Source organism: Azospirillum sp. (assembly GCF_050789165.1).
Genome location: NZ_JBOZRT010000134.1, coordinates 72,341 through 92,459, shown reverse-complemented (window position 1 = coordinate 92,459; position 20,119 = coordinate 72,341). Strand labels below are relative to the sequence as shown.

The 20,119-nt window shown below is 67.6% G+C and carries 38 protein-coding genes; all 38 read left to right on the top strand.

Annotated elements, in window-relative coordinates; all coding sequences use genetic code 11:
• A partial coding sequence (locus ACRWK7_RS28870; protein ID WP_431860252.1) for a hypothetical protein occupies positions 1–656 on the top strand: 656 nt, incomplete at its 5' end.
• A 46-nt stretch (positions 657–702) separates the two neighbouring features.
• The gene (locus tag ACRWK7_RS28865; protein WP_431860250.1) at positions 703–1,284 is read left to right on the top strand and encodes a hypothetical protein; all 582 of its coding nucleotides are present in this window, start codon (positions 703–705) and stop codon (positions 1,282–1,284) included.
• Positions 1,277–2,098, top strand: a complete 822-nt coding sequence (locus ACRWK7_RS28860) for a hypothetical protein (RefSeq protein ID WP_431860249.1) — start codon at positions 1,277–1,279, stop codon at positions 2,096–2,098. The genes ACRWK7_RS28865 and ACRWK7_RS28860 overlap by 8 nt, the downstream gene beginning before the upstream one ends.
• Complete coding sequence (locus tag ACRWK7_RS28855) at positions 2,095–2,385, top strand: hypothetical protein (RefSeq protein WP_431860247.1); 291 nt, start codon at positions 2,095–2,097, stop codon at positions 2,383–2,385. The genes ACRWK7_RS28860 and ACRWK7_RS28855 overlap by 4 nt, the downstream gene beginning before the upstream one ends.
• 9 nt (positions 2,386–2,394) lie before the next feature.
• Entirely contained in the window at positions 2,395–2,835 is a 441-nt protein-coding gene (locus ACRWK7_RS28850; protein WP_431860245.1) for a DUF4326 domain-containing protein, read from the top strand.
• The gene (locus ACRWK7_RS28845; protein WP_431860243.1) at positions 2,828–3,061 is read left to right on the top strand and encodes a hypothetical protein; all 234 of its coding nucleotides are present in this window, start codon (positions 2,828–2,830) and stop codon (positions 3,059–3,061) included. The genes ACRWK7_RS28850 and ACRWK7_RS28845 overlap by 8 nt, the downstream gene beginning before the upstream one ends.
• Positions 3,062–3,276: 215 nt before the next feature.
• Positions 3,277–3,492, top strand: a complete 216-nt coding sequence (locus tag ACRWK7_RS28840) for a hypothetical protein (RefSeq protein ID WP_431860241.1) — start codon at positions 3,277–3,279, stop codon at positions 3,490–3,492.
• Positions 3,485–3,664 carry a hypothetical protein gene (locus ACRWK7_RS28835; RefSeq protein ID WP_431860239.1) on the top strand — a complete coding sequence of 60 codons (180 nt, stop codon included), beginning with the start codon at positions 3,485–3,487 and terminating at the stop codon, positions 3,662–3,664. Before ACRWK7_RS28840 ends, ACRWK7_RS28835 begins: the two co-directional genes overlap by 8 nt.
• Before the next feature lie 276 nt (positions 3,665–3,940).
• Positions 3,941–4,561: a tyrosine-type recombinase/integrase gene (locus ACRWK7_RS28830; protein ID WP_431860237.1), complete on the top strand. Its 621-nt coding sequence runs from the start codon at positions 3,941–3,943 to the stop codon at positions 4,559–4,561.
• Between the two features lie 149 nt (positions 4,562–4,710).
• Positions 4,711–4,920: a helix-turn-helix transcriptional regulator gene (locus ACRWK7_RS28825; protein WP_431860235.1), complete on the top strand. Its 210-nt coding sequence runs from the start codon at positions 4,711–4,713 to the stop codon at positions 4,918–4,920.
• Positions 4,917–5,102 carry a hypothetical protein gene (locus tag ACRWK7_RS28820; RefSeq protein ID WP_431860233.1) on the top strand — a complete coding sequence of 62 codons (186 nt, stop codon included), beginning with the start codon at positions 4,917–4,919 and terminating at the stop codon, positions 5,100–5,102. Before ACRWK7_RS28825 ends, ACRWK7_RS28820 begins: the two co-directional genes overlap by 4 nt.
• Positions 5,099–5,272 carry a hypothetical protein gene (locus ACRWK7_RS28815; protein ID WP_431860231.1) on the top strand — a complete coding sequence of 58 codons (174 nt, stop codon included), beginning with the start codon at positions 5,099–5,101 and terminating at the stop codon, positions 5,270–5,272. The genes ACRWK7_RS28820 and ACRWK7_RS28815 overlap by 4 nt, the downstream gene beginning before the upstream one ends.
• Entirely contained in the window at positions 5,260–5,448 is a 189-nt protein-coding gene (locus ACRWK7_RS28810) for a hypothetical protein (protein ID WP_431860229.1), read from the top strand. Before ACRWK7_RS28815 ends, ACRWK7_RS28810 begins: the two co-directional genes overlap by 13 nt.
• Before the next feature lie 223 nt (positions 5,449–5,671).
• Entirely contained in the window at positions 5,672–5,896 is a 225-nt protein-coding gene (locus ACRWK7_RS28805; RefSeq protein ID WP_431860226.1) for a hypothetical protein, read from the top strand.
• A 100-nt stretch (positions 5,897–5,996) separates the two neighbouring features.
• Positions 5,997–6,374 carry a hypothetical protein gene (locus ACRWK7_RS28800; RefSeq protein WP_431860224.1) on the top strand — a complete coding sequence of 126 codons (378 nt, stop codon included), beginning with the start codon at positions 5,997–5,999 and terminating at the stop codon, positions 6,372–6,374.
• 63 nt (positions 6,375–6,437) lie between these two features.
• Complete coding sequence (locus tag ACRWK7_RS28795; protein WP_431860222.1) at positions 6,438–7,433, top strand: DUF2303 family protein; 996 nt, start codon at positions 6,438–6,440, stop codon at positions 7,431–7,433.
• A gap of 81 nt (positions 7,434–7,514) precedes the next feature.
• The gene (locus tag ACRWK7_RS28790) at positions 7,515–7,709 is read left to right on the top strand and encodes a hypothetical protein (protein ID WP_431860220.1); all 195 of its coding nucleotides are present in this window, start codon (positions 7,515–7,517) and stop codon (positions 7,707–7,709) included.
• 202 nt (positions 7,710–7,911) lie between these two features.
• Entirely contained in the window at positions 7,912–8,433 is a 522-nt protein-coding gene (locus ACRWK7_RS28785) for a hypothetical protein (RefSeq protein WP_431860218.1), read from the top strand.
• A gap of 2 nt (positions 8,434–8,435) precedes the next feature.
• On the top strand, positions 8,436–8,687 hold the full coding sequence (locus tag ACRWK7_RS28780; protein ID WP_431860216.1) for a hypothetical protein: 252 nt from the start codon (positions 8,436–8,438) through the stop codon (positions 8,685–8,687).
• Positions 8,688–8,695: 8 nt separating this feature from the next.
• On the top strand, positions 8,696–8,950 hold the full coding sequence (locus ACRWK7_RS28775) for a hypothetical protein (protein WP_431860215.1): 255 nt from the start codon (positions 8,696–8,698) through the stop codon (positions 8,948–8,950).
• Entirely contained in the window at positions 8,947–9,321 is a 375-nt protein-coding gene (locus ACRWK7_RS28770; RefSeq protein ID WP_431860213.1) for a hypothetical protein, read from the top strand. The genes ACRWK7_RS28775 and ACRWK7_RS28770 overlap by 4 nt, the downstream gene beginning before the upstream one ends.
• Positions 9,321–9,989, top strand: a complete 669-nt coding sequence (locus ACRWK7_RS28765; RefSeq protein ID WP_431860211.1) for a hypothetical protein — start codon at positions 9,321–9,323, stop codon at positions 9,987–9,989. The genes ACRWK7_RS28770 and ACRWK7_RS28765 overlap by 1 nt, the downstream gene beginning before the upstream one ends.
• Positions 9,986–10,219, top strand: a complete 234-nt coding sequence (locus ACRWK7_RS28760; RefSeq protein ID WP_431860209.1) for a hypothetical protein — start codon at positions 9,986–9,988, stop codon at positions 10,217–10,219. Before ACRWK7_RS28765 ends, ACRWK7_RS28760 begins: the two co-directional genes overlap by 4 nt.
• Entirely contained in the window at positions 10,212–10,493 is a 282-nt protein-coding gene (locus tag ACRWK7_RS28755) for a hypothetical protein (protein ID WP_431860208.1), read from the top strand. Before ACRWK7_RS28760 ends, ACRWK7_RS28755 begins: the two co-directional genes overlap by 8 nt.
• Positions 10,493–11,110: an MT-A70 family methyltransferase gene (locus ACRWK7_RS28750; RefSeq protein WP_431860206.1), complete on the top strand. Its 618-nt coding sequence runs from the start codon at positions 10,493–10,495 to the stop codon at positions 11,108–11,110. The genes ACRWK7_RS28755 and ACRWK7_RS28750 overlap by 1 nt, the downstream gene beginning before the upstream one ends.
• Positions 11,111–11,163: 53 nt before the next feature.
• The gene (locus ACRWK7_RS28745; protein WP_431860204.1) at positions 11,164–11,466 is read left to right on the top strand and encodes a hypothetical protein; all 303 of its coding nucleotides are present in this window, start codon (positions 11,164–11,166) and stop codon (positions 11,464–11,466) included.
• Positions 11,467–11,515: 49 nt separating this feature from the next.
• Positions 11,516–11,764, top strand: coding sequence for a hypothetical protein (locus ACRWK7_RS28740; protein WP_431860202.1), 249 nt, complete (start codon positions 11,516–11,518; stop codon positions 11,762–11,764).
• Between the two features lie 537 nt (positions 11,765–12,301).
• On the top strand, positions 12,302–12,532 hold the full coding sequence (locus ACRWK7_RS28735; protein ID WP_431860200.1) for a hypothetical protein: 231 nt from the start codon (positions 12,302–12,304) through the stop codon (positions 12,530–12,532).
• 40 nt (positions 12,533–12,572) lie between these two features.
• On the top strand, positions 12,573–13,160 hold the full coding sequence (locus ACRWK7_RS28730) for a hypothetical protein (protein ID WP_431860198.1): 588 nt from the start codon (positions 12,573–12,575) through the stop codon (positions 13,158–13,160).
• A 55-nt stretch (positions 13,161–13,215) separates the two neighbouring features.
• The gene (locus ACRWK7_RS28725; RefSeq protein ID WP_431860197.1) at positions 13,216–14,034 is read left to right on the top strand and encodes an N-acetylmuramidase domain-containing protein; all 819 of its coding nucleotides are present in this window, start codon (positions 13,216–13,218) and stop codon (positions 14,032–14,034) included.
• Between the two features lie 32 nt (positions 14,035–14,066).
• A complete protein-coding gene (locus ACRWK7_RS28720; RefSeq protein WP_431860195.1) occupies positions 14,067–14,468 on the top strand; it encodes a hypothetical protein in 402 nt (133 codons plus the stop codon).
• Positions 14,469–14,483: 15 nt separating this feature from the next.
• A complete protein-coding gene (locus ACRWK7_RS28715; RefSeq protein ID WP_431860193.1) occupies positions 14,484–15,023 on the top strand; it encodes a 3TM-type holin in 540 nt (179 codons plus the stop codon).
• 272 nt (positions 15,024–15,295) lie between these two features.
• Positions 15,296–15,646 carry a hypothetical protein gene (locus tag ACRWK7_RS28710; protein WP_431860191.1) on the top strand — a complete coding sequence of 117 codons (351 nt, stop codon included), beginning with the start codon at positions 15,296–15,298 and terminating at the stop codon, positions 15,644–15,646.
• Complete coding sequence (locus ACRWK7_RS28705) at positions 15,643–15,924, top strand: hypothetical protein (RefSeq protein WP_431860189.1); 282 nt, start codon at positions 15,643–15,645, stop codon at positions 15,922–15,924. The genes ACRWK7_RS28710 and ACRWK7_RS28705 overlap by 4 nt, the downstream gene beginning before the upstream one ends.
• A complete protein-coding gene (locus ACRWK7_RS28700; protein WP_431860187.1) occupies positions 15,914–16,450 on the top strand; it encodes a putative metallopeptidase in 537 nt (178 codons plus the stop codon). Before ACRWK7_RS28705 ends, ACRWK7_RS28700 begins: the two co-directional genes overlap by 11 nt.
• Complete coding sequence (locus tag ACRWK7_RS28695) at positions 16,450–17,064, top strand: hypothetical protein (RefSeq protein WP_431860185.1); 615 nt, start codon at positions 16,450–16,452, stop codon at positions 17,062–17,064. Before ACRWK7_RS28700 ends, ACRWK7_RS28695 begins: the two co-directional genes overlap by 1 nt.
• 1 nt (position 17,065) lies before the next feature.
• A complete protein-coding gene (locus ACRWK7_RS28690) occupies positions 17,066–19,117 on the top strand; it encodes a phage terminase large subunit family protein (protein WP_431860183.1) in 2,052 nt (683 codons plus the stop codon).
• Positions 19,118–19,203: 86 nt separating this feature from the next.
• A complete protein-coding gene (locus ACRWK7_RS28685; protein ID WP_431860181.1) occupies positions 19,204–20,091 on the top strand; it encodes an HNH endonuclease in 888 nt (295 codons plus the stop codon).
• Positions 20,092–20,119: the final 28 nt, after the last annotated feature.

Sequence of the window (20,119 nt, the reverse complement as noted above, 5' to 3'; positions counted from 1 at the left end):
GCGACCGCCTGCGCGAGTGGCGGGAGGACATGCGGGCCGTCAACGACGCTGGCCGCGAGGTTGAGCGCTGGGAAGACCCGGACGAGCATGGCCCCTTCTGGACCGAGAAGCCGCCGACGCTGCGCATCGAGTTCCGCCACAAGTACGAATGGCAGAACGACCGGATCGACCAAGCCGAGGAGAACCGCCACTGGTTCAGCGGCTCCGACCGTCTGGCGGTGGACGTGCCGGACGGCTGGGAGCTGTGGTTCCGCGTGCTGAAGCTGGTCGGCGAACCGTGGCATCGGCCCAATGACATCTTCAAGGCCAGCGTGCGCCGCGAGCTGCTGGAAGCCTTGGAGGGCCGGCTGTCTGGCGACGGCAACGAAGCTGCCGACACGCTGTACCGCATCAGCGGTGACTATCACGTCAGCGAATCGTGGTCTCACCAAGCGCTGAACCTGATGGCGGCCCTATACCGCTGGGCCGGGCTGGTGCTCGACGGCGAGGAATACCGCATCGCCAAGGCCAAGGCTGATGCGCTGGCGGAGCACCGGAAGATCGTCGCGATGCTGGACCGGCGCATGCCGGATAACCGCTACGACGGTTACAGCCGGGCGCCCGGCGTCGTGCCCTTCAACCGCCTAGTGGGGCCGGAGGTGCGCAATGCCGCTTGATGCTCAAATGCGCGCGCCTCAGGCATGGCCAACCAAGGCGCGCCTCTTGGACGACGGGAAGGCGCTGATCGCCAGCTTCTGCACGGTGAACAACATCGGCTGCCCGCCGGTGGTGCAGTATCCGGCCGACGCGTGGCCTTTCGACGCCTGCGCCTACTACCGCCCGACGCAGATCAACATCTGCGTGCCGAAGTGCGCGGCCATCGGGACCGTCGGAAGGGCGTGGTCCTACCCGGGCCACATCATCGACCGCACGCCTTACGGCGTGCTGGCGCACGAGCTGGGGCACCACATCGACGTGCTGAACAGCACGACGGTGGACCGCTACCGCGGCAACTTCAGCGTCGAGCTGCGCCGGCAGGCGAACGAGCCGAAGTTGACGAACTACTGCCCAGACGACGGGGAGTGGGCGGCGGAAATGCTCCGGCTGTTCATCACGAACCCGGACCTGCTGCGCGCCATCCGGCCGCGCACGCACGCCGCGCTGATCAAGCGCGGGCTGAAGCCGGTCCATACCGATGGCTGGCGCTCCCGGCTGGCCGGAGCGCCGGAGCGGACCATCGCCCTGTGCGCGCGCCGCGTGGATGAGGCTGCAACCCTGTCGCCGAAGGGAAGTTCCAATGGCTGAGTTCATCGACTACGTCCGCCGCCTCCAGTTCGCCAACCAGGTGGCGGAGCGGTTCGGCCTGCCGCTGGTGACCTTCAGCGAGCCCGGCGCCGACGCGTTCGTGACCGAGGAGGGAGACGAGTGCACCTGCGGTGGCTGCGAGCAGGAGCTTCCTGCCGGACGGAACACCTACAGCAAGCGCGTCAGCTATGAGTATGACGAGTGGGAGACCTACTGTTCGCCGGCCTGCGCCAACGGTGCCAACCATGTCGGGCTGTGGACGGACTTTCTGGAGCGCATGGGATGGACCGTCTACCACGCCGAGAACGAGCGGCGCAGGAACGGGCCCTACCGCTGGGCCCTGATGCCCTGGGTGGACGTCGACAGCCCCGAGCACAACAAGATCATCGCCCGCGAGGGGGACGCCCGCTGGTTCGCTGATGCGGCCCGGGCGCGCGTTCTCGCCGCTCTGGTGGTGGTGCTGGAGCGCCCGCCGGCCCTGCCGCCCTACCGTGGCCCGTCGCACGGGGTCGAGGTCCTGGAGCGCGTGGCGCAGCGCGAGACGCTGCGGCTGGGCCTGCCCTGGACCGACATGCCGCTTGCCCTCCGCAACCGCTTCATGGACTCGGCCGCGCGCGTCCTGGACGAAACGCTGCGCTGCCTCTGGCGCGAGCCGATGACGGCCGAGCTGGGCACCGTTCCGGCCGATGCGGTGCGCTCCCTGCGTGATCTGGGGCGCGTCGAAGCCTGGACGGACAACCGCTATGGCGACTGTCTCCAGCGAGCGCAGCGCCTTCGGCACTACCGTGACTTCATCGAGGGGAGGGAGCGGTGAAGCTCGACGTGTCCAACGTGCCGCCGGAGGTGCTGGAGCACACCGGCGGCCCCTCCGTCGGCGACGTCTACCGGAATCAGCGCAGCAGGTTCCAGCTCATCGTCGCCATCGGCGGCCACACCGCCTACTACGTCGTGTTCAACGACCAGGGCGAGTTCACCGGCGTCGGGCAGGTGGGCGTGCACCACCTGGAGCGCCGCGACTGCGTCGGGCGCGTCAAGGAGATGCCGAACTTCGAGGTGGAGTGGTTCCCCAAGCCGGTGGTCTACCGGCCGCGGTTGATCTGAGGGGGCACCATGGGAGACCATCGTCCACAGCGCCTCCAGCTCTCCCGCAAGCGCGGCGCGCGCCTGCCGGCCGGCACCGTCAAGGTCGACCGGACGAGCAAGCTGCTGGGCAACCCGTTCAAGCCCATCAATCCGAAGAACCCCGACCACGTCCGGGCGGCCGTGGACTACTACCGGCGCTACCTGGAGAACCCGGGACGCGCGGAGTTCCAGTGCGGGCCGGCGACCGGCGTGGCGCTCGCCTTCATCCCGCCCTGGCACCACGCCGACGACGTGCTCCGCGTCCTCCCCCAGCTCCGCGGGCGCAACCTCGCGTGCTGGTGCAAGCCGGGAGCCCCGTGTCACGGCGACGTGCTGCTGGAGCTGGCCAACCCGCCGGCGCGCGAGGAATTAGCCGATCCGTGGGGCGAGGAAATGGCCGAGCTGCACGAGGAAATGGCCGATGGGTGAACTGGTCACCCTCCCCCGTCCGACGCGCCCGGCGGCCCTCCAGCAAGGCGTGACGCAGGCGCAGGCGCAGGCGATGGAGCTGTTCCGGCTGTTCTTCTGCGATCTGGTGGCGGGGCCCGCCGCGGCCGTGCAGGTGGGCATCCCCTACCCCGCCGCGTGCGACGTGCTGGAGGGAAAGCTGTGGCCGGGCGTGCGCCGGCACTGGATGGACCTGGTGCTGCCGTAGGCCGCCCTCCCCTCCTCCGCATGCCTAACACGCCATAAACCGCCACGGCTCGACAACTGAGCGAATAATATGTATTTGTCGCTCAGTTCAAGGTTTTCCGATCCTGGACATAAACCAAGGATTTCCAATGGTTTCAGCTCATTCTGCAACGGAACGATCCTGCTGGCGCGCGCCGTCGGCGCTGCGCGCAGGACTTCAGTCATAGGGAGCCCAGCATGGTTGACCGCAACATCATCGCCCCGCCGCCCACCATGGCGAACATCTTGCGCCACCACGGCCTCTATGACGCCGTCGGCTTGGCATCGCGCTTGGCGCGCCTGCTGGAGCTGGCCAAGTTGGAGGGCCTGACCGGCGCCGATCTGATCGACGCCAACAAGGCGCTGGAGGAGGCCCGCGCCGCCGGGTTCCTGGGGGACCTGCCCCATGGTTGACCAGGAGCCTGCCCGCAGAAGGGTGGACGAGCGCCCGTTGAACATTCGGTTGGCCAGTGCGCTCCGCTACCTGCACGCGTTCCCCACCGCGCCCAAGGCGCATGAACTGGCTGAACAGGTGCTCGCTGATGCGCGCGCGGCCGGCTTGCTGGAGGACGGCGCCGATGGCTGATGCTCGCCGCCATCATGACATCAATGTCACTCCCGCGAACACGTATACGATGATATACACTTCCTCCAACGTAGGCTTGGCGTTGGCGGTGATGAATGCAGGTGTATGCGGGGGTCGCAGCAATCCGAATGACTGCTACTCGCAGGGTGCGCCACGTATACATCGAGGCGCTTACCTGGAACGGCGTCGAGGCGCGCGCCAGGATGGCCGTCTCGTGGCGGCAGCGCGAGGTGCTGATGTCCGTCACCCCTATACCGCAGCTCCGAGGACCTAGCGATGGCTGGACGTCAGGCGAAGATTCTGAGCGATGCCCAGCTCGACCAGATGCTGGAGTGGTGCTCCAATTCCCGCTACCCGCTGCGTAACCGGGTCGTCGTCCTGTTGAGCGTCAAGGCCGGCCTGCGCGCGATGGAGATTGCGAAGGTGCTCCGCCGGCACGTCACCGATCCCGCCGGCGCTGCCTCGGACGTGCTCGACCTGGAGGACGCGATCTGCAAGAAGGGCTCGGGCCGGACGGTGCCGATGCACCCCCTCCTCCGCGAGTCCATTGCCGAGCTGCTGGCGGCTCGACCTGGTGGGCCGAACGTGCCGCTGATCCTGTCGGAGCGCGCGCTGCGCGAGGACCCGAACGAGCCAGGAACCGGCTGCATCCAGCCGATGGAGCCCAAGTCCATCGGCTACCTGTTCTTCCGCATGTACCGGGACCTGGGATTCTCCGGGTGCTCCTCGCATTCCGGCCGGCGCACCTTCATCACCCGGGCGGCGCGCAACATCACGAAGGCTGGCGGCTCGTTGCGCGATGTCCAGCAGCTCGCCGGCCACGCTCAGCTCACCACCACCCAGCGGTACATCGAGGGCTCGAACGAGGCCAAGCGTGCCGTCGTGGCGCTGATCTGAACCGCTGTCGTGCAGGTTTCAAATCGGCCTTTCTAGGCTAGGTAGCCTAGGTATCTAGCCTAGGCGCCCTGCCCCGGCGCTATCGGCGTGTGCGGTCGTGACGGCAGCGTGGAGCTGCAACATCCCGTCACTAACCGACACAGACTGCCATGGAAACCCAGCACACTCCCGCGGCCGGGCCCGCGCCGGACTACCTGACGGAGCGGGAGGCCGCGGCCATCCTGCGGCTGTCGCCGCGCACCCTCCAGCGCCACCGCCAGAAGAACACCGGGCCGACCTTCCTGAAGATGGGCCCGCGCAAGGTCTGCTACACCCGCCCCGACCTGGACGCGTGGGCGAAGCAGGGGCGCCCGTCGTGATCGCGCCCGGCAAGCACGCCGCGCTCGCTGCCGAACTGGAACGCAAGCGCCAGGATCGCATGGCGAAGCTGGGCGCCCTGTGGGGAACCGGGAACCGGCGCGCCAAGTTCTCGGAACCCGAGGACGAGGTGGAGGAGAAGCCGCGCCGACTGAGCCGCGGCAAGCTGGGGCCCGTCCGGTGATCGACGGCACCACCGGCGCGGACGCGCGGCGAGCTGGGCTGCCGCGCAGCGCCAACCCCCACCGGCTGGGCACCGACGCGCACGACCTCTGGGACATCTCGTGGCTGTTCGCCGAAACGGAATCGGCGGCCAACCTGCCGAAGGACGAGGAAGCCCCATGCCCAGAGTGATCGGCGAGCCGTCGGCGAAGTTGGTGCGGCGGGTTGCCGCAGACTTCGCCAAGTTCGTCGCTGGCCGGCCGGACTTGGCCATGCCCGCGCCGCTGGAAACCCTGTATCGCCTGGAAGGCTGGCGCGCGACCGACCGCACCACCGCCGAACGGCTTAGGCGGGAAGGGCGCTTGTAAATTTCCTATTCGCTGGTACAGTCCTGGTCACGCTGTTGACCGGCGTAACGCACTTCTTGGGCGTTTCCTCCCTAAACTGGCCGGCCGCAACCCTGCGCGCCGGCCGTTTTCTTTGTCGTGGCACCCGCTTACGAAGAGGCGGCGTGAGACCAAACAACTTCATTGACACGGGGTGGCCTGTATAAGAGTATAGGAAAAATCCTAGACACCAAGGGAGCCCGCCATGAAGTCCGCCCGCATCACCGCCGCCCTGTGCAACGCGCGCGCTGCCGTCGCGCACCTGGAGGCGGGAGCCAACCTCTCCGAGAACCCGACCGTTGCCGCCCACATGCGCGCTGCCGCGGCGCACATCGCCGGCATGACGCGGAGCCTCGCGGAGGAGCGGACCTTCGAGATGATCGGCGTCATGCCGGTCGAGTGCAGCTCGCCCGTCGCCCTGGTCTCCTGAAGCCTCTCCGTCCCGCCTACCTAGGCTCTAGCTACCGAGCCTAGGTAGGCGACTTTGCCCGCCGGCCGCGCCGGCACCTCACCTGGAGCGCAAGCCCCCTATGAGCACCGTGAACCCCGCCGACGAGGCCCGGACCTTTCCCCAGCTCCTCGCCACCCTCGAAGACGGCGAGCTGTCCAACGACCTGACCGACCAAATCCGGGACATCGTTGCCCGGCTGCACGACGTGTACGCCAACCAGGGCGGCACGCCGAAGGCGTCGCTCACGCTGAAGATCGACTTCAAGCTGGACAGCGGCGTCATCGAGACCAAGGCGGACACGAAGGTGGCCCTGCCGAAGCAGGTCCGCCGCAAGACCGTCCTCTACGCCACGCCGGGCAACAACCTCACCCGCCAGAACCCGAAGCAGGCCGAACTGTTCCCGCGCCCCGTACGCGACGTCAGCGCCCCGGCCGAGAGCGGCGTTCGCGCCGTCTGATCCCATCCAGCGCTGGCCACGCCGGCGCAGTTTCGCTCCGCAACCGCCTAACCAGAGGGAACGATGAACCCCACGGAAAGCAACCTCGCCGGCTTCGGCGAGTTCCTGAAGAACCACCTGACCACCGGCTTCGAGCTGAAGACCATCGGCGCCAAGGAGGGCGGCGCCCCGATCACCGCCCTGGTCGTGCCGGATGGCCTGACGGTCAAGTCGGTCAAGGCCCTGCTGGACGAGTACCGCGAGCGCCCCGAGCGCCGCGAGGGCATCGCCGTCATGCAGGACCTGGAGTCCTTCATCGGCCACGTCAACCGCTTCAAGGACGCCGACACGGCGCTGTTCGCCAACGCTGACCGCAACGCGCCGTCGCTGCTGGCCGTGCTCGACTACCACGAGCGCGTGAACGTGGTCATCAACGTGGCTGGTGAGGAGGACTCCGCTCCCGAGTTCCGCCCCGGCGCCCTGCCGCGCTTCGGTAAGCACCGCACCCTGTACCAGTTCCCGCTCTCGCGCGAGTGGAAGGCGTGGCAGGAGAAGAACAGCAAGGCCATGACGCAGATCGAGTTCGCGGCCTTCCTGGAGGAGCGCGGCATCGACATCCTGCCGCCCCCGACCTTCGAGGAGCCGCTGTCCGACGCCGACGCGCGCCTGAAGAAGGTGTCCGACCTGCTGCGCGGCCGGTTCGCCGGCCCCGAGCAGATGATGGACCTGTCGCGCGGTCTGGCCATCTACGAGAGCGCCAAGGTGATCGCCGCCACCAACCTCTCCAGCGGCGAGGGCGCGGTCACCTTCGAGACCGAGCACAACGACGGCAACGGCGAGAAGCTCCAGGTGCCGAACCTGTTCTGCATCGGCATCCCCGTCTTCGAGCACGGCGACCTGTACCGCGTGCTGGTGCGCCTGCGCTACCGCAAGAACGGCGGCGCGCTGAACTGGTTCTACGACCTGTACCGCGCGGACACCGTGTTCGATGACGCGCTGAAGCAGGCGTGCGTCAAGGCGCGCGAGGCCACCGACCTGCCGCTGTTCGTCGGCAAGCCCGAGGGCAGCAACAGCAACTAATCGTCGGCAACCTTCCCTCTCTACCTAGGCTCCCTAGCCTAGGTAGAGAGGGAAGACTCCAGCCACACCAAGGAGAAGAACGTGGCCAACAGCAGCTTCAGCAAGAACGACCGCGTCACCTTCCGCCCCGGCCCGCGGGCGCGCGCCGACGTGTCCGGCAGCGTCGTGTCGGTCGATACCACCGGCGAGGGCCGCGGCCGTGCCACCTGGCTGACCGTGAAGTGCGATGACGGCGAGACGCGCAAGGTCCGCCCGGGCGCCTGCCGCGCGGCCTAGGCTTCCTACCCTTCCTAGCCTAGCTAGGCTCCGGCCCCGTGAACGGTATCCAGACCGTTGCGGGGCTTAGGGGCGTGGGAGAGCCGCGGCGTGTCAGCCCCTCCGGGAAACCCATCGGGTGAACAGGGGAGGGGCATGTGGCCGGCTCCGGCGCGTGAGGTTGATCGCCGGCTCTCCCATCCACACCACCAGGAGCTGTCCCTTGGACCAGACCCAGACCTTCGACCCCCGCAAGCCTGTGCGCACGCGCTCTGGCTACGCGGCGCGCATCGTGTGCATCGACCGTGCGGACACGTTCCCCATCATCGCGCTGTTCACCCGGCCCGACAACGGGGCCGAACAGCTCATTGCCGCCGGCGCCGACGGTCGCATTACCCACGAGGAACATCCGCTCGATCTGGTCAACGTGCCGGACGGCGAGGCCACGTATCCGGTCAACCCGCTCATCCAGCTTCTCGCCGATCCCAGCCCGGACGAGTTCCGCGAGATCCTGAAGCGCGTTCGCGAGGCCATGGCGGCGGTGCCCGGCGGGCTCTCGGACGAGAACGTGGCCCTCGCGCTCGTCATGGGCATGATGCAGATGGTCCGGGCGCGGGTGAGCCTGCCGCCCGTCTTCGCCGATGCAGCCAAGGAGATGGTGCGCCTGCGCGACGCCGCGACCGACGCCCGTCTCCGCCGACGTAGCCAAGGTGCGCCTGCGCGACGTGGCGAACAGGAGGGCTGACGATGGTCACCACCATGGCCTTGCGCCCCGAGGAGCGCGACATCATCCGCAACGCGCTTGGGCTCCTGCACGCCAAGCGTCCGTACCGCAACCACTACTGCGCGCCGGTCAGCGGCTCCACGCGCGAGCTGCTGGAGGGCATGGCCGATGCCGGCCTGATGCAGCGCGGTCGCACGCAGGAGGGCGGGACGCGCTACTTCCACGTCACGGACGCCGGCGCCGCCGCGGCCGGCTACACCCTGCCGGGGGAGTAGGGGACCCGGTGAGTAAGCCGCGCGCCTGCCAAGAGAACCCCTTCCTGTGGGAGAACTGGAGCCCGCCGCTCTCGACGTTCCGTCTCGATGGCGAGCGGCGAACGAACGCTCCGGTCGACTGGACTCCGCCGCTGCTGGACGAGCTGCGGCGGGTGTCTGACCTGGGCTGGGGCGCGCAGCGCATCGCCCGACACATGGGCGTCTGCACCAACAGTCTGGCGCGGGGCCTGCTGGCCCTCAACGCCCAGAGGAGCAAGCCGTGAAGACGTTGCGAGACATCGACAACTCCTGGCCGCCGTTGAAAGAGGATCTGGAATTCCTGCGTCGTACCAAGCGCTGGACCGGCAGCCAGATCGCTGGGTTCTACAAGGTGAGCCGCGGCGCCGTGTCCGGCATGCTCGCGCGCTACAAGATTCCCTCGTCCCGCAAGGCCGCGTCCGCCGACCTTCCCATCGCCGACGATTGCCCCACCGTCGCGCTGGACGACGGCGCCTACATGGAACAGGTGCACCGGCTGAAGCTGCCGCCGCCTCCGAACTGCGAAATCGTCATGAAGCGACCGCGCGCGCTGCCCGTCCGGCCGGAGTCTGCTGGCCCCGGGTGCTCCGCGCGCACCTGCGTGGAGGGGCACTGATGGCCCGGTCCCGGTCGCACGAGATGAACGCGGAGCTGGAGACGCAGGGCATCACGCTCTCCCACCAGGTGATCAACGGCAAGCGTGTGATCTTCCGCGTCGCCACCTGCACCCAGTGCCAGAGCACCGAGGAGAACCGCTTCGGCGCCGACTTCCCGCCCGACGCGGTCATCAAGCGCTTCAAGAACTCCGGCTGGACGTTCGGCAAGCGGACGCTCTGCCGGTCCTGTTCGACCCCGGCGGCCAAGCCCCGCCCGACCGTCCCCACCCACCAGAAAGACGAGACGATGACGACGCCGCACGCCGCCAAGCCCGCCCCCGCCGCTAAGGCTCCGCCGCCGCCTGCCCAGCCGCTGGCGGCGTCGCCGGTGCGCACCCCGACCATCGCGGAGGTCGTGCGGATCGTGGAGAAGCTCGACATGGTGTTCTCGGATGGCCGCTATCGCAATGGGCACAGCGACGACACCATCGCACGGGAGCTGAACATCCCGCGCGCCGTCGTCGCCAAGGTGCGCGAGGAGAGCCCGCACCACGGTCCCATCCAGCTCGATCCCGAGGTGGTCAAGCTGCGCGAGGACGTGGACGCGTTCCAGGCCATGCACATCGAGGCCGGCAAGATGCTGGACGAGCTGCGCGGGCGTCTGGTCAAGCTGGAGGGCCAGCGGTGATGTGGGTGGCCATCGTCTACGCCTGCTTGGCCACCAGCGGCCAGTGCATCACCCTGGAGGACACGCGCGGCCCCTACGCGACGGTCGGGGCGTGCGACGCGCGCGTCGAGGAGATGAAGGCCGACGCGGCGGAGATGTTCTCCGAGCACGATGACGGCGAGGTGCGCGGCTGGTGCCACTTCTCGGTCGTGCCGCGCTCGCGCCAGGTCCTGCGGGCGGCCGGTGAGTGATCCACGCGAAATACTGGCTGACGCGCTGCACCGGGCGAACCAGGGCAGCTACAAGACCCGGCGCGAGCCCGGCGGGTGGAGCCCTGAAGCCTGCGCGGTGTGGAGAGAGGGTGGGGAGACCCAGCGTCTCCTCTACGCCGCGCTCGTGTTCGAGCTGAAGTTCCGGCGGCACGCACGCGCGTCGGACACGGAGCGCATCGTCGCGCTCGCCGACGAGATCGACGCCGGCTGCGCGGCGGCGCGCGCCCAAGCGGAGAGAGGGGAGGGCGGTTGATGCTGTGGACGCTCCCGCTCCCGCACCCCGCGCCGTTCGACGCGCTGCCGCCGGCCAAGCGCTACGGGGTCATCTACGCGGACCCGCCCTGGCGCTTCAAGAACTACAGCAAGAAGGGCGAGGGCCGGAACGCCAACCGGCACTACGCCTGCATGTCCATCGCCGACATCAAGGCACTGCCGGTCACCGCGCTCGCCGCGGACGATTGCGTGCTCCTCATGTGGGCGACGGACCCGCTCCTGGAGAGAGCGTTCGAGGTCATCAAGGCGTGGGGCTTCACCTACAAGACGGTGGGCTTCTACTGGACGAAGACCAACGCCGACGGCTCGCCGTTCATGGGCTCGGGCTACTGGACCCGCGCCAACCCGGAGCAATGCCTGCTGGCCACCCGCGGCCGGCCGAAGCGCCTCTCCAAGGGCGTGCGCCGCTGGATCACCGCGCCGGTGCGCGAGCACTCCAGGAAGCCGGACGAGGTGTACGGCCGCATCGAGCGGCTGGTGGGCGGCCCCTACGTCGAGCTGTTCAGCCGCTCCGGCGCCGCCGGCTGGGACGCGTGGGGGGACCAGGTCGGAAAGTACCGTGCTGATCAAGAAGAGATTGAGGCGATAGACGAATAGCGCGCCGCGGGCGTGACGTCGTCTCCTAACCGGCCGGAGGAGGGCCACAAAACATGAAGTTCCTGCGTGCTGTGACGGCCTACGCAATCAGCGCCGCTATCGTCGTCGGAGGCTATCACGCCTACGTCGGCTACTCCGTCTACCAGTCCGTCGAGGCCCAGGCCCGAGCGAACGGCAAGACGCTGCCAGGAGCGTCCTTCCGCACGTTGATCGTCGGGTGGCCCGGCATGCTGGCCACCGTCGCCTTTGCCAACGGCGAGGTGCAGGAGGTCATGACGGACACCATGAAGATCCTGGATGAGCTGAACAGCGGCCGGTGGCAGCGCGTCGCAGCGCCGTCTTCCGACGGCCAGTAATCGGGCGGTTGAGCCCAAGCGCGACGTTTGAATATGGAGGGCTTCGGCCATGCGCAAGCACGACGCGGACCGATTGCAGGCCGCAGCCAATTTGATCGGAACGACGTACACCGCCGTGTGCGACGAACTGGGCTGCGCTTATGGCGGCGAGGCGCCGCTGAACGCCATCCGCGCGCTGAAGGACGAGAACGCCCGGCTGCGCGAGGCCGCCACCACCTACCTGCGCGCCGACACCAGCGACCACGAAGCCATGTTCATCGCCGAGGGTAAGCTTCGCGAAGCCCTCGGGCTGGTCTAAGCCCAACGAGGAGCCAGTCACAATGACTATCCGCGGCATCCGAATTGAACGCGTCACGAAGGCTGACCAACGCGCTGCGCAGCAGGCTTGCAAGGCAAATAGGTTCGACATCCGCACACGCTGGAGGGTGCGCGCCCTGTTTGCCCGAACCCCCTACTGGCGGTGGCGTCCGGCGCTCGGAGCGTTAGACCGCGGATGGTCGCGGATCTATCGCTAGACCGATTGACCACGCCGCTAAACGGTCGTTTCGCAACAATGCTGAGGTTTGGACATGCCCTGGTACATCGACGGCGTCGCCTACACCATTCGGAACTGCGGCTGTTGCGGGAAGCGGTTCCACCCGAAGCTCGCCGACGTTCGGCGCGGTTGGGGCCGGTTCTGCTCGAATGCCTGCAAGAACCAAGCGCGCCGCCGGACCAAGCGCCGCCGCGCCCCCTCGGGTGAGTGACACCCGCCGACAAACGTTCGATTGCAACGAAGTCAGGCTCTTAACGTCGGTCGATGCGACCGAGCGACTATCGCGCAAAAGGCGCTGACTTGAACGAGCAACACACGGGCGTGGCGCTACGCCTCGCCCTCTCCGACGCCTCCCAGCTCGCCGCGGTCCTCGTTCTGGCCGTCGAGCTGGCACCCACGCTGGAGGACTTGGTGGACTGGTGGCGTGAACCGCGCCACCAGCGCGCCATGCAGGTGCTGTCGCCGGCGGACCTGGACCGGGTCGTGACCGCCAAGGACCGGCGCAAAGCGGAGCTGGCCTTCAGGTCGTGACGGCCAACTCGCGGAGTTCAACCATCCCTGGGGGACTCCCGTGTCAATCTCAACCATTCTCCTCTTCCTCGCCGGCGTCGACTGGTGGCTGCTGGCGCGCGACTTGGTGGCCGCGTTCCTGGCCGGCGCTATCCTGTACCGCGTCCGCGGCGGCTGGCTGGGCCGCTACATCCCTGGCGGGACCTTCCCCGCCCGCCTGATCTGGGCCGTCCCGACGGGGGCCCTGGTCGGCGGGCTGCTGGGCGGCTGGCCGGTCGGTGTCGCCGAAGCCGGGGCCGCCTACGTGGTGCTGATGAACACGCACGGGCGCTGGATGGATGTCGGGCACGTCGACGGCCGGACCAGCGACGACGTGCACGCCCTGTCCGCGGTCGGTGTCGAGCGCCTGTACGGCATGCTGCTGCCCATCGGCATCCTGTGGAGCCCGTCCGTGCTGCTCCTCGCGCCCGCTGGCCTGCTGCAAGGCCCGCTGTACTGGCTCGCCTGGAAGCTGCCGGTGCGCGTCGAGTGGCGCTTGGCCGAAGACAAGGCCCCGGTGGACGGCGAGACCGCCTGGGGCGAGCTGCTGTGGGGCGGCGTGCAATGGGTGCTGCTGGTGCTCGCCTGCCGGATCGTCGGTGGCACCTAAAGGCAGGTCGTGACGGCTCAATCGGGAGGTCTCCACAACCTCCCGAGAGCCAACCATGGCCCCCATTCCCTTTTCCGGCGCCGCGACGCCGATAGGCGCGGACGACATCCCGCGCGTCGCGGGCTTGCTTCTCGCCGACCCGGCGGCGGTCGGCGCCGTCGACCTGGTCGAGACCGGCGGCATCGGCGGCTTCCTCTCCGACGGCTCCGGCCGCCCGCGCATCCTGTTCGAGGCGAAGCACTTCGGCGACCTGACCGGCCACCGGTGGGACGCCTCGCACCCGACGATCTCCACCGCCGTCTGGGACCGCAAGCTGTACCGCGGCGGCGCGGCCGAATACCTGCGCCTGGCCGAGGCGGTGGCGCTGGACCGCATGGCGGCGCTCGAAGCAACGAGCTGGGGACGCTTCCAGATTCTCGGTTCCAACGCCAAGGCGTGCGGCTTCGCCGACGTGGAGGCGTTCGTCGCTGCGATGGCCGACGACGAGGATAACCACCTCGAAGCCTTCTGCGCCTTCGTCCAGTCGAACCCCCGTCTCCTCCGCGCCCTGCGCGAGCGCGATTGGGAGACCTTCGCGCGCCTCTACAACGGGCCGCAGTACGCCGTGCACGGCTACCACCTGCGTTTGGCCGCGGCCTACGCGGATCTGCTGGGCATGCCCGACCCGGACCCGACGGTGCTGCGCATCGGCTCGAAGGGGCCGCTCGTCCAGCGCCTGCAACGCGCGCTGAACACCTTCGGCGCGGGCCTGTCCGAGGACGGCGCCTTCGGCCGCGTCACGGAGCTGGCCGTCATGCGCTTCCAGGACAGCCACGGCCTGAAGGCCGACGGCGTCGTGGGGCCGAAGACGGCCAAGGCGCTCGCCCTCGTCTGACCGACCGCTACGCCCCGAAGGAGGGGGCCACCATGAAGACCTATCTGACCTGCAAGACCGTCGAGGGGGCGCCTATCGCGTCCTGCGACGTCGTGAAGAACACGGTCACCACCGAGGACGGCGAAGTCCACGCCGTTCCCCACGACTTCTTCGGGCGGGGCGTCCCGCCGGCCGGCGCCTACCTGCTGCGCTATCTGCCGCACGGGTACATGAGCTGGTGCCCGAAGGACGTCTTCGTGGAGTCGTCCGTGCCCGCCGGCAAGACGCTGGAGGACTACTTCCGCAAGGCCAACGAGGCGGGCGTCATCGACTTCCGGCTCCGCGCCGCTGCGGCCGACGGTTGCCCGGTGTCCTTCTACATCCACCCGTTGGGCCAGGACGGCGAGACGCAGGACTTCGACGTCCGCGGCAACGTCCTCGCCCCGCGCGCCTGATCGGAGGTCCTGACCATGTTCGCTTTCCTCGCGGCCCTGGTGCCGCTGATCCCGTCGCTGGCCGGTCTGTTCGGCGACAAGGCCGAGAAGGTGGCGGAGCGCGTCGTGCCCGCGGTCCAGGCCCTCACCGGCGCGACCGAGCCCGCTGCGGCGGTCGAGGCGCTGAAGGCCAACCCCGCGCTGCTGTTGGATGCCCAGCGGCTGGCCACGGAGGCGATGCTGGCGGTGGAGAAGGAGGAGACGGAACGCCTGCGGATCATCAACGCCACCATGCAGAACGAGGCCAACAGCAAGGACAAGTTCGTCCGGCGCATGCGGCCGACGTTCGGCTACCTCGTCGCGCTGGTGATCCTCCTCCAGACGCTGATCATCGCCTACGTCGCGGTGATGCACCCGTCCGAGCTGGCCACCACCATCACGGCGATGTCCTCGATGTCCTCGATCCTGTTGCCGGCGCTGGCCGTGCTCGGCGTCTACGTCTACCGCCGCTCGGGCGAGAAGGGGGCTGGCGGGCCGCTGGACGCCATCGCCGGAATCGTCGGCAAACGAAAATAGGAAATATCCTATCATCGTTGCTTTTAATACTGGTGTTTCGTAGTTGCGGCGGCCTATGTCGCTCTGTTATATCCTGGCCGATAGGATAATTCCCATCGGGGGCGGCCATGGGACCATCAGACACGATGCGTTGCGAACGCCGCGCTTGCTCGCTCACGGTGGCGAGCTGCGCGGCGTCCTGGCATGCCGCCCAGCGGAAGCGGCCGGAGCCCTGGGAAGGGCTGTGGCACTGCCGGTCATGCCCCGTCGGCGCAGCGAGCGCCGGCAAGCCAATGCCGGTCGCCACCGTCACCGCGGACGCGCTCTCGTGCATCTGCCCGCGCTGTACCCGCGAGGCGTCGCGCCTGATCAAGGGCCGCCTCTGCGTCTCCTGCTACAACCGCGAGCGCGAGGTCGAGCGCGGGCGCAACGCCAAGGGCACCACGCCGCGCCTCGGCGCGCGCCTGCACAGGGAGGTCCTGGCGGTGAACGACGGGACCGCGGTGCGCGTCGAGGTGTTCGAGCACGTCACCAGCCGCGTGGAGGCGCTGATCACCGTCGCCAAGCGTGCCACCGGAGCCGTGGTCTTCAGCCGGCCGCGCCCGGAGTTGCCCGTCGGCTACCAGATGGAGCTGGCGCTGTGAGTGGTGGCTGGGACATCACCGATCACGCCTGCCGCATCTGCTTCGGCCGCATCCTGTCCCGTGGTGACGTCTTCCGGTGCTGCAACTGCGGCGCCGAATGCCGCGGCGAGGTAGAGGGGATCTGCGGCTGTGGCGCTGGCGTGCCGCCGCCCAAGAAGGGCAAGAGGCGCCCCAAGGGCAAGTTCCGGTGCGCGAAGAACCCGCACCGCTCCGCGGCCGACCCCAACGAAATCAGCATCGTGCCTACAAGCACGCTGGAGGCATCGCATGGACGATGACGGCCTGCGGCCGGAGGACGCTTTCACCATCGCGCCGGACGGGGAGAACGAGCCCCGCGAGATCCTGGAGCGGCTGGAGAAGCTGGACGAGTTCAAGCACCTGCGCGAGGGAGAGGCCGTCTTCCTGTTCCTCATGCGTGCGGAGACGAAGATCAAGCAGGGGCGCCACATTCTCGGCGAGGTCGGGTTGCCGCGGTTCCAGGGCGCCTATGCCCCGCTGGCCATGTGGATGCTGGCCCGCATGTGCGGCGGCATTGTCCCGGACTTCATCATGATCCTCGACGCCGGCTGGTGGGCGTACGCGACGCCGATCAAGCGCGAGGCCCTGATCTATCACGAGCTGTGCCACTGCGTACAGGCGACCGACAAGGAAGGCGAGCCGCGGTTCAACGACGCCGGGTTCCCGGTGTGGGCCATACAGGGACACGACATCGAGGAGTTCAACGCGGTGGCTCGGCGCTATGGCGCCTGGGAAGCAGGAATTCAGAGCTTCATAGAAGCCCTTCGTGACGGCAAAGCCATCTGATGGCAAACAGAGAACTACAGACACAGGTTGAGGCTGCGGTGCTGGCGGAGCTGGAGCGCGTCGGCCCGGAGGCGTTCAACAAGGCGGAGATCGCCCGCCAGTTCGAGGGGCGTGGGGCCGGCCGCTCCAGTATCTACCGCTGGATCGACGGTGTCCTGAAGTCCGGGAAGGCTGGCCAGCACGTCGCGCGCAAGGTCAAAGAGGCCGTACAGAAGCGGGCGGAGCGGCGCCCCGACGCCCCGGCGGAAGAGGCGGCGAAGGCCGCCGTAGCCGCCTTGCCGGCGGTCGTGCGGGTGGAGGACATCGCCGGCAACGGCGGCACCATCCAGGTCGTGGAGCTGCTGAACAAGGCCATCCAGTCCGTCGAAGGCGTCCTCAAGGCGGCGCACACGGAGGACGGCAAGCCGCGCAACGGCAAGATGATCCTGTCGGCGGTGGAGGTCCTGCGCCGCTGCTTGGACACGTCGGTGACGCTCTACGAGGCCATGCGAAGCGTCAACGACTACGACCGCTTCCACGCGATGATCCTGGAGGAGGTTGCGAAGGAGTCCCCGGAGACGGCGGAACGCATCGTCATGCGGTTGCGCCAAGTCGCCACCAACTGGGGCGGCTGAGATGACGAACATCACGCTGGCCACGGCGTCCGCGCGCTCGCTGAACCGCCAGCTCGACGCGTTTGTGGCCAAGGCCGGCTATGGCAAGAGCGGCTCCATCCCGGAGGACATGACCTTCCGGCAGTGGTGCGAGGACCTGGCGCGGAAGGGCCTGAAGGTGGACCGCAAGCCGTTCCGCCTCGACAACCGGCCGGCGCTCATCCCGATCTACGACGCCATCCCCACCACGCGCGCCGAAGCCTTCGAGCGGATGCTGGTCATTCAGAAGGCCACCCAGCTCGGTCTCACCGTCTGGGAGGTCCTGGCCAACATCTACATGGCCAAGAAATGGGGGCCGGTGAACATCGGCATGTTCCTGCCGGACCAGTCCACCGCGGCGTTCAAGTCCGAGCACCGCTTCATGCCCATCGTGCGCAGCGCGCCCGAAATCCTGCGCGAGATGACGCACCGGACGGACGAGGACGGCCGGACGAAACGCGTCGGCGAGGGCAACGTGCTCACGCGACAGCTCGGGCACAGCCTGTTCCTGTTCCTGTGGACGTCGGGCAAGGTCTCCACGGAATCGCGGCCGATGGACGTGGTCACCCTGGACGAGGTCCAGGAGATGGCGCTGGACCAGATCGACAAGGTGCGGGCCCGCACCGGCGACTCCGACGTCCAGTTCACGCTCCTCCTGTCCACGGCCAACATGCCGGACCTGGACATCAACTTCTGGTACCAGCAGGGCAGCATGGAGGTGTGGCACACCCGCTGCCCGCACTGCCAAGCGCTGTCCGACCTGTCCGACCCGGCCGGCGTCTTCCCGAGCAAGTCCATCGGCTACAACACCGGGCAGATCGTCGGCGCGCCGCTAAACGAGTACGTGTGGACCTGCCCGGCCTGCGGCGGGATGATCGTTGATGCGCAGGTCGGCGAGTACGTGGTCAACAAACCAGGCGCCAATCCGAAGATTCGCTCGTTCCTCCTGCCGCGCACGATCAGCCCGCGCATGACGCCGCGCAACATGATCGAGGCGTGGGGGCGAGCGAAGACGGGGGACCAGAAGAAGTCCTTCTACAATCGCACCCTGGCGCGGCCGTACATCGACGCCGACCAGCTCCCGGTGACCATGGCGCACTGCCTCGCCGCGGTGGAGGAAGGTAAACGCGCCGGCATCACCTGGGAGACGTCCGGCCGCGACACCTACATGGGCATCGACCAGATGGGCGGCTTCAACGCCGTGATCATCAAGAAGCGGCTGCACAACGGCCGGCAGGCGGTCGTGCACGTCGAGGCCGTGTTCGATAACGACCCGTTCGCCAGGTGCTCCGAGCTGATGGACAAGTTCGGAGTGGTGGTGTGCGTGGTGGAACAGCTTCCCAACGTCAACGACGCCAGACGCTTTGCCAATCGCCACAAGGGGCGCGTGTTCCTCGCCGGCTACGCGAACCTGCGCGATGACATGATCGTCTGGGGAGACGCTCTGTCCGACTCCGACCGCAAGACCGCGGAGGAGGACCGCTCCCGCTACGCCGTGACGCTGCACCAGTACAAGGCGATGCAAACCGCCCTGTACCGAATCCGCGACAAGGCGTGCCTCTTCCCCGATCCCGACCTGCTGGAACAGGACGTCATTGAGGACGGCAAGACCAAGCGCCTCGTGATCCTGCGCGACTGGGTGTTCATGCACTTCACCAAGACTGCGCTGGTGGTCGAGCAGGACGAGGAGACGCGGAAGTCAAAGCCGAAGGTGATGAAGGTTGGTCTCGATCCTCACTTCAGCTACGCCAACATGCTGTGCGACGTCGCCTGGGCGCGCAATCACGGGACCAGCACCATGATCCTGCCAGACGCACCGACCTCCGCCACCCAGACGCCGTCTGGCAAGTCCGTCCAGGAGGCCATGCCCGGCATTCCAACCAGCGTGGTCAAGCTGATCGACGCGGCGCTCCCAGACGGGGTCTGCGGCCGGTGCTCCGCTTTCAAGGAGGGGATGTGCACCGAACGTGACCTGCGGGTGCGCGAACGCGACCCGAGCTGCATCGTCTACGTTCCGCGTTCCGAACCTCGCTAGGCTACCTAGCCTAGGCAGCCCCGCGGCGAGGCGTTGTTCGTTGGCTCCGATTGCGCCATCCTGTGGAGAACATGATCTGGTGACGCATGGCAAAGCTGGTTGACCTGACGGGGCGGAAGTTCGGGCGCTTGGTGGTGACCGGGCACGCCCACACCACCGCCCGACGCGCATTCTGGAATGCGCTGTGTGAATGCGGGTCAACTGTGGTTGTCAGAGGATCTAACCTAACAACGGGAAACACACTCTCTTGTGGGTGTTTCTCCGGAGATCGGTTGGTGGAAGAAAAACGCGAAAACATGGAAGGCAAGCGCTTTGGAAGGCTTGTCGTTACTTCGTATTCGCATACCTCTGAGGGGAGGAAAGCATTCTGGTATTGTGTGTGCGACTGCGGTGGTTCTTCTGTTGTATCGGGTGATCAGCTTAGGCGAGGGCGAACGCTCTCATGTGGGTGCTTGCGAACTGAGGCGACATCGTCGCGGTGTAAGTCAAATATTGCTGGCAGAAAATTCGGAATGCTAACCGTCCTCCGAGAATTTGGACGGAATGCGAGGAGCCAAACAACTTGGCTATGCCGCTGCGAGTGCGGGAACGAAAAGGTTCTCGATGGGTGTGTGCTTCGTGGTGGTATAACGGTAACTTGCGGGTGCCGTGCCGGTATCAAATCTCCTTTGCGCTCTGTCGCGGTCAGGGAGGCCATGGCACCCCATCGCAGCAAGCGTAGGGCTCGTATCAGGGGCGCTGGCGGCTCATTCACCAAAGGGCAGGTCGAGGAGTTGTATAGCCGGCAGCGCGGTAGGTGTGCCGGCTGTGGCGAGCGCTTGCGCCGCAGCTATCATCGAGACCACATCACGCCGCTTAGTCGCGGCGGACGCAACGACATATCGAACATTCAGCTCCTGTGCCAGACCTGCAACCAGTCGAAGCACGCGAAGGACCCCGTGACATGGGCCCGGTCCATGGGGCGCCTGATCTAGCCTGAAGTCGTGATGGCAGTATCCGGGC

Coding starts and splice junctions, on each gene's coding strand:
- ACRWK7_RS28800 (WP_431860224.1), top strand. CDS start 5,997: ATGAGCACCGTGAACCCCGCCGACGAGGCCCGGACCTTTCCCCAGCTC.
- ACRWK7_RS28725 (WP_431860197.1), top strand. CDS start 13,216: ATGGCCCCCATTCCCTTTTCCGGCGCCGCGACGCCGATAGGCGCGGAC.
- ACRWK7_RS28850 (WP_431860245.1), top strand. CDS start 2,395: ATGGGAGACCATCGTCCACAGCGCCTCCAGCTCTCCCGCAAGCGCGGC.
- ACRWK7_RS28810 (WP_431860229.1), top strand. CDS start 5,260: ATGCCCAGAGTGATCGGCGAGCCGTCGGCGAAGTTGGTGCGGCGGGTT.
- ACRWK7_RS28715 (WP_431860193.1), top strand. CDS start 14,484: ATGTTCGCTTTCCTCGCGGCCCTGGTGCCGCTGATCCCGTCGCTGGCC.
- ACRWK7_RS28765 (WP_431860211.1), top strand. CDS start 9,321: ATGGCCCGGTCCCGGTCGCACGAGATGAACGCGGAGCTGGAGACGCAG.
- ACRWK7_RS28695 (WP_431860185.1), top strand. CDS start 16,450: ATGGCAAACAGAGAACTACAGACACAGGTTGAGGCTGCGGTGCTGGCG.
- ACRWK7_RS28690 (WP_431860183.1), top strand. CDS start 17,066: ATGACGAACATCACGCTGGCCACGGCGTCCGCGCGCTCGCTGAACCGC.
- ACRWK7_RS28750 (WP_431860206.1), top strand. CDS start 10,493: ATGCTGTGGACGCTCCCGCTCCCGCACCCCGCGCCGTTCGACGCGCTG.
- ACRWK7_RS28700 (WP_431860187.1), top strand. CDS start 15,914: ATGGACGATGACGGCCTGCGGCCGGAGGACGCTTTCACCATCGCGCCG.
- ACRWK7_RS28835 (WP_431860239.1), top strand. CDS start 3,485: ATGGTTGACCAGGAGCCTGCCCGCAGAAGGGTGGACGAGCGCCCGTTG.
- ACRWK7_RS28845 (WP_431860243.1), top strand. CDS start 2,828: ATGGGTGAACTGGTCACCCTCCCCCGTCCGACGCGCCCGGCGGCCCTC.
- ACRWK7_RS28830 (WP_431860237.1), top strand. CDS start 3,941: ATGGCTGGACGTCAGGCGAAGATTCTGAGCGATGCCCAGCTCGACCAG.
- ACRWK7_RS28860 (WP_431860249.1), top strand. CDS start 1,277: ATGGCTGAGTTCATCGACTACGTCCGCCGCCTCCAGTTCGCCAACCAG.
- ACRWK7_RS28685 (WP_431860181.1), top strand. CDS start 19,204: ATGGCAAAGCTGGTTGACCTGACGGGGCGGAAGTTCGGGCGCTTGGTG.
- ACRWK7_RS28740 (WP_431860202.1), top strand. CDS start 11,516: ATGCGCAAGCACGACGCGGACCGATTGCAGGCCGCAGCCAATTTGATC.
- ACRWK7_RS28795 (WP_431860222.1), top strand. CDS start 6,438: ATGAACCCCACGGAAAGCAACCTCGCCGGCTTCGGCGAGTTCCTGAAG.
- ACRWK7_RS28840 (WP_431860241.1), top strand. CDS start 3,277: ATGGTTGACCGCAACATCATCGCCCCGCCGCCCACCATGGCGAACATC.
- ACRWK7_RS28780 (WP_431860216.1), top strand. CDS start 8,436: ATGGTCACCACCATGGCCTTGCGCCCCGAGGAGCGCGACATCATCCGC.
- ACRWK7_RS28720 (WP_431860195.1), top strand. CDS start 14,067: ATGAAGACCTATCTGACCTGCAAGACCGTCGAGGGGGCGCCTATCGCG.
- ACRWK7_RS28825 (WP_431860235.1), top strand. CDS start 4,711: ATGGAAACCCAGCACACTCCCGCGGCCGGGCCCGCGCCGGACTACCTG.
- ACRWK7_RS28805 (WP_431860226.1), top strand. CDS start 5,672: ATGAAGTCCGCCCGCATCACCGCCGCCCTGTGCAACGCGCGCGCTGCC.
- ACRWK7_RS28710 (WP_431860191.1), top strand. CDS start 15,296: ATGCCGGTCGCCACCGTCACCGCGGACGCGCTCTCGTGCATCTGCCCG.
- ACRWK7_RS28745 (WP_431860204.1), top strand. CDS start 11,164: ATGAAGTTCCTGCGTGCTGTGACGGCCTACGCAATCAGCGCCGCTATC.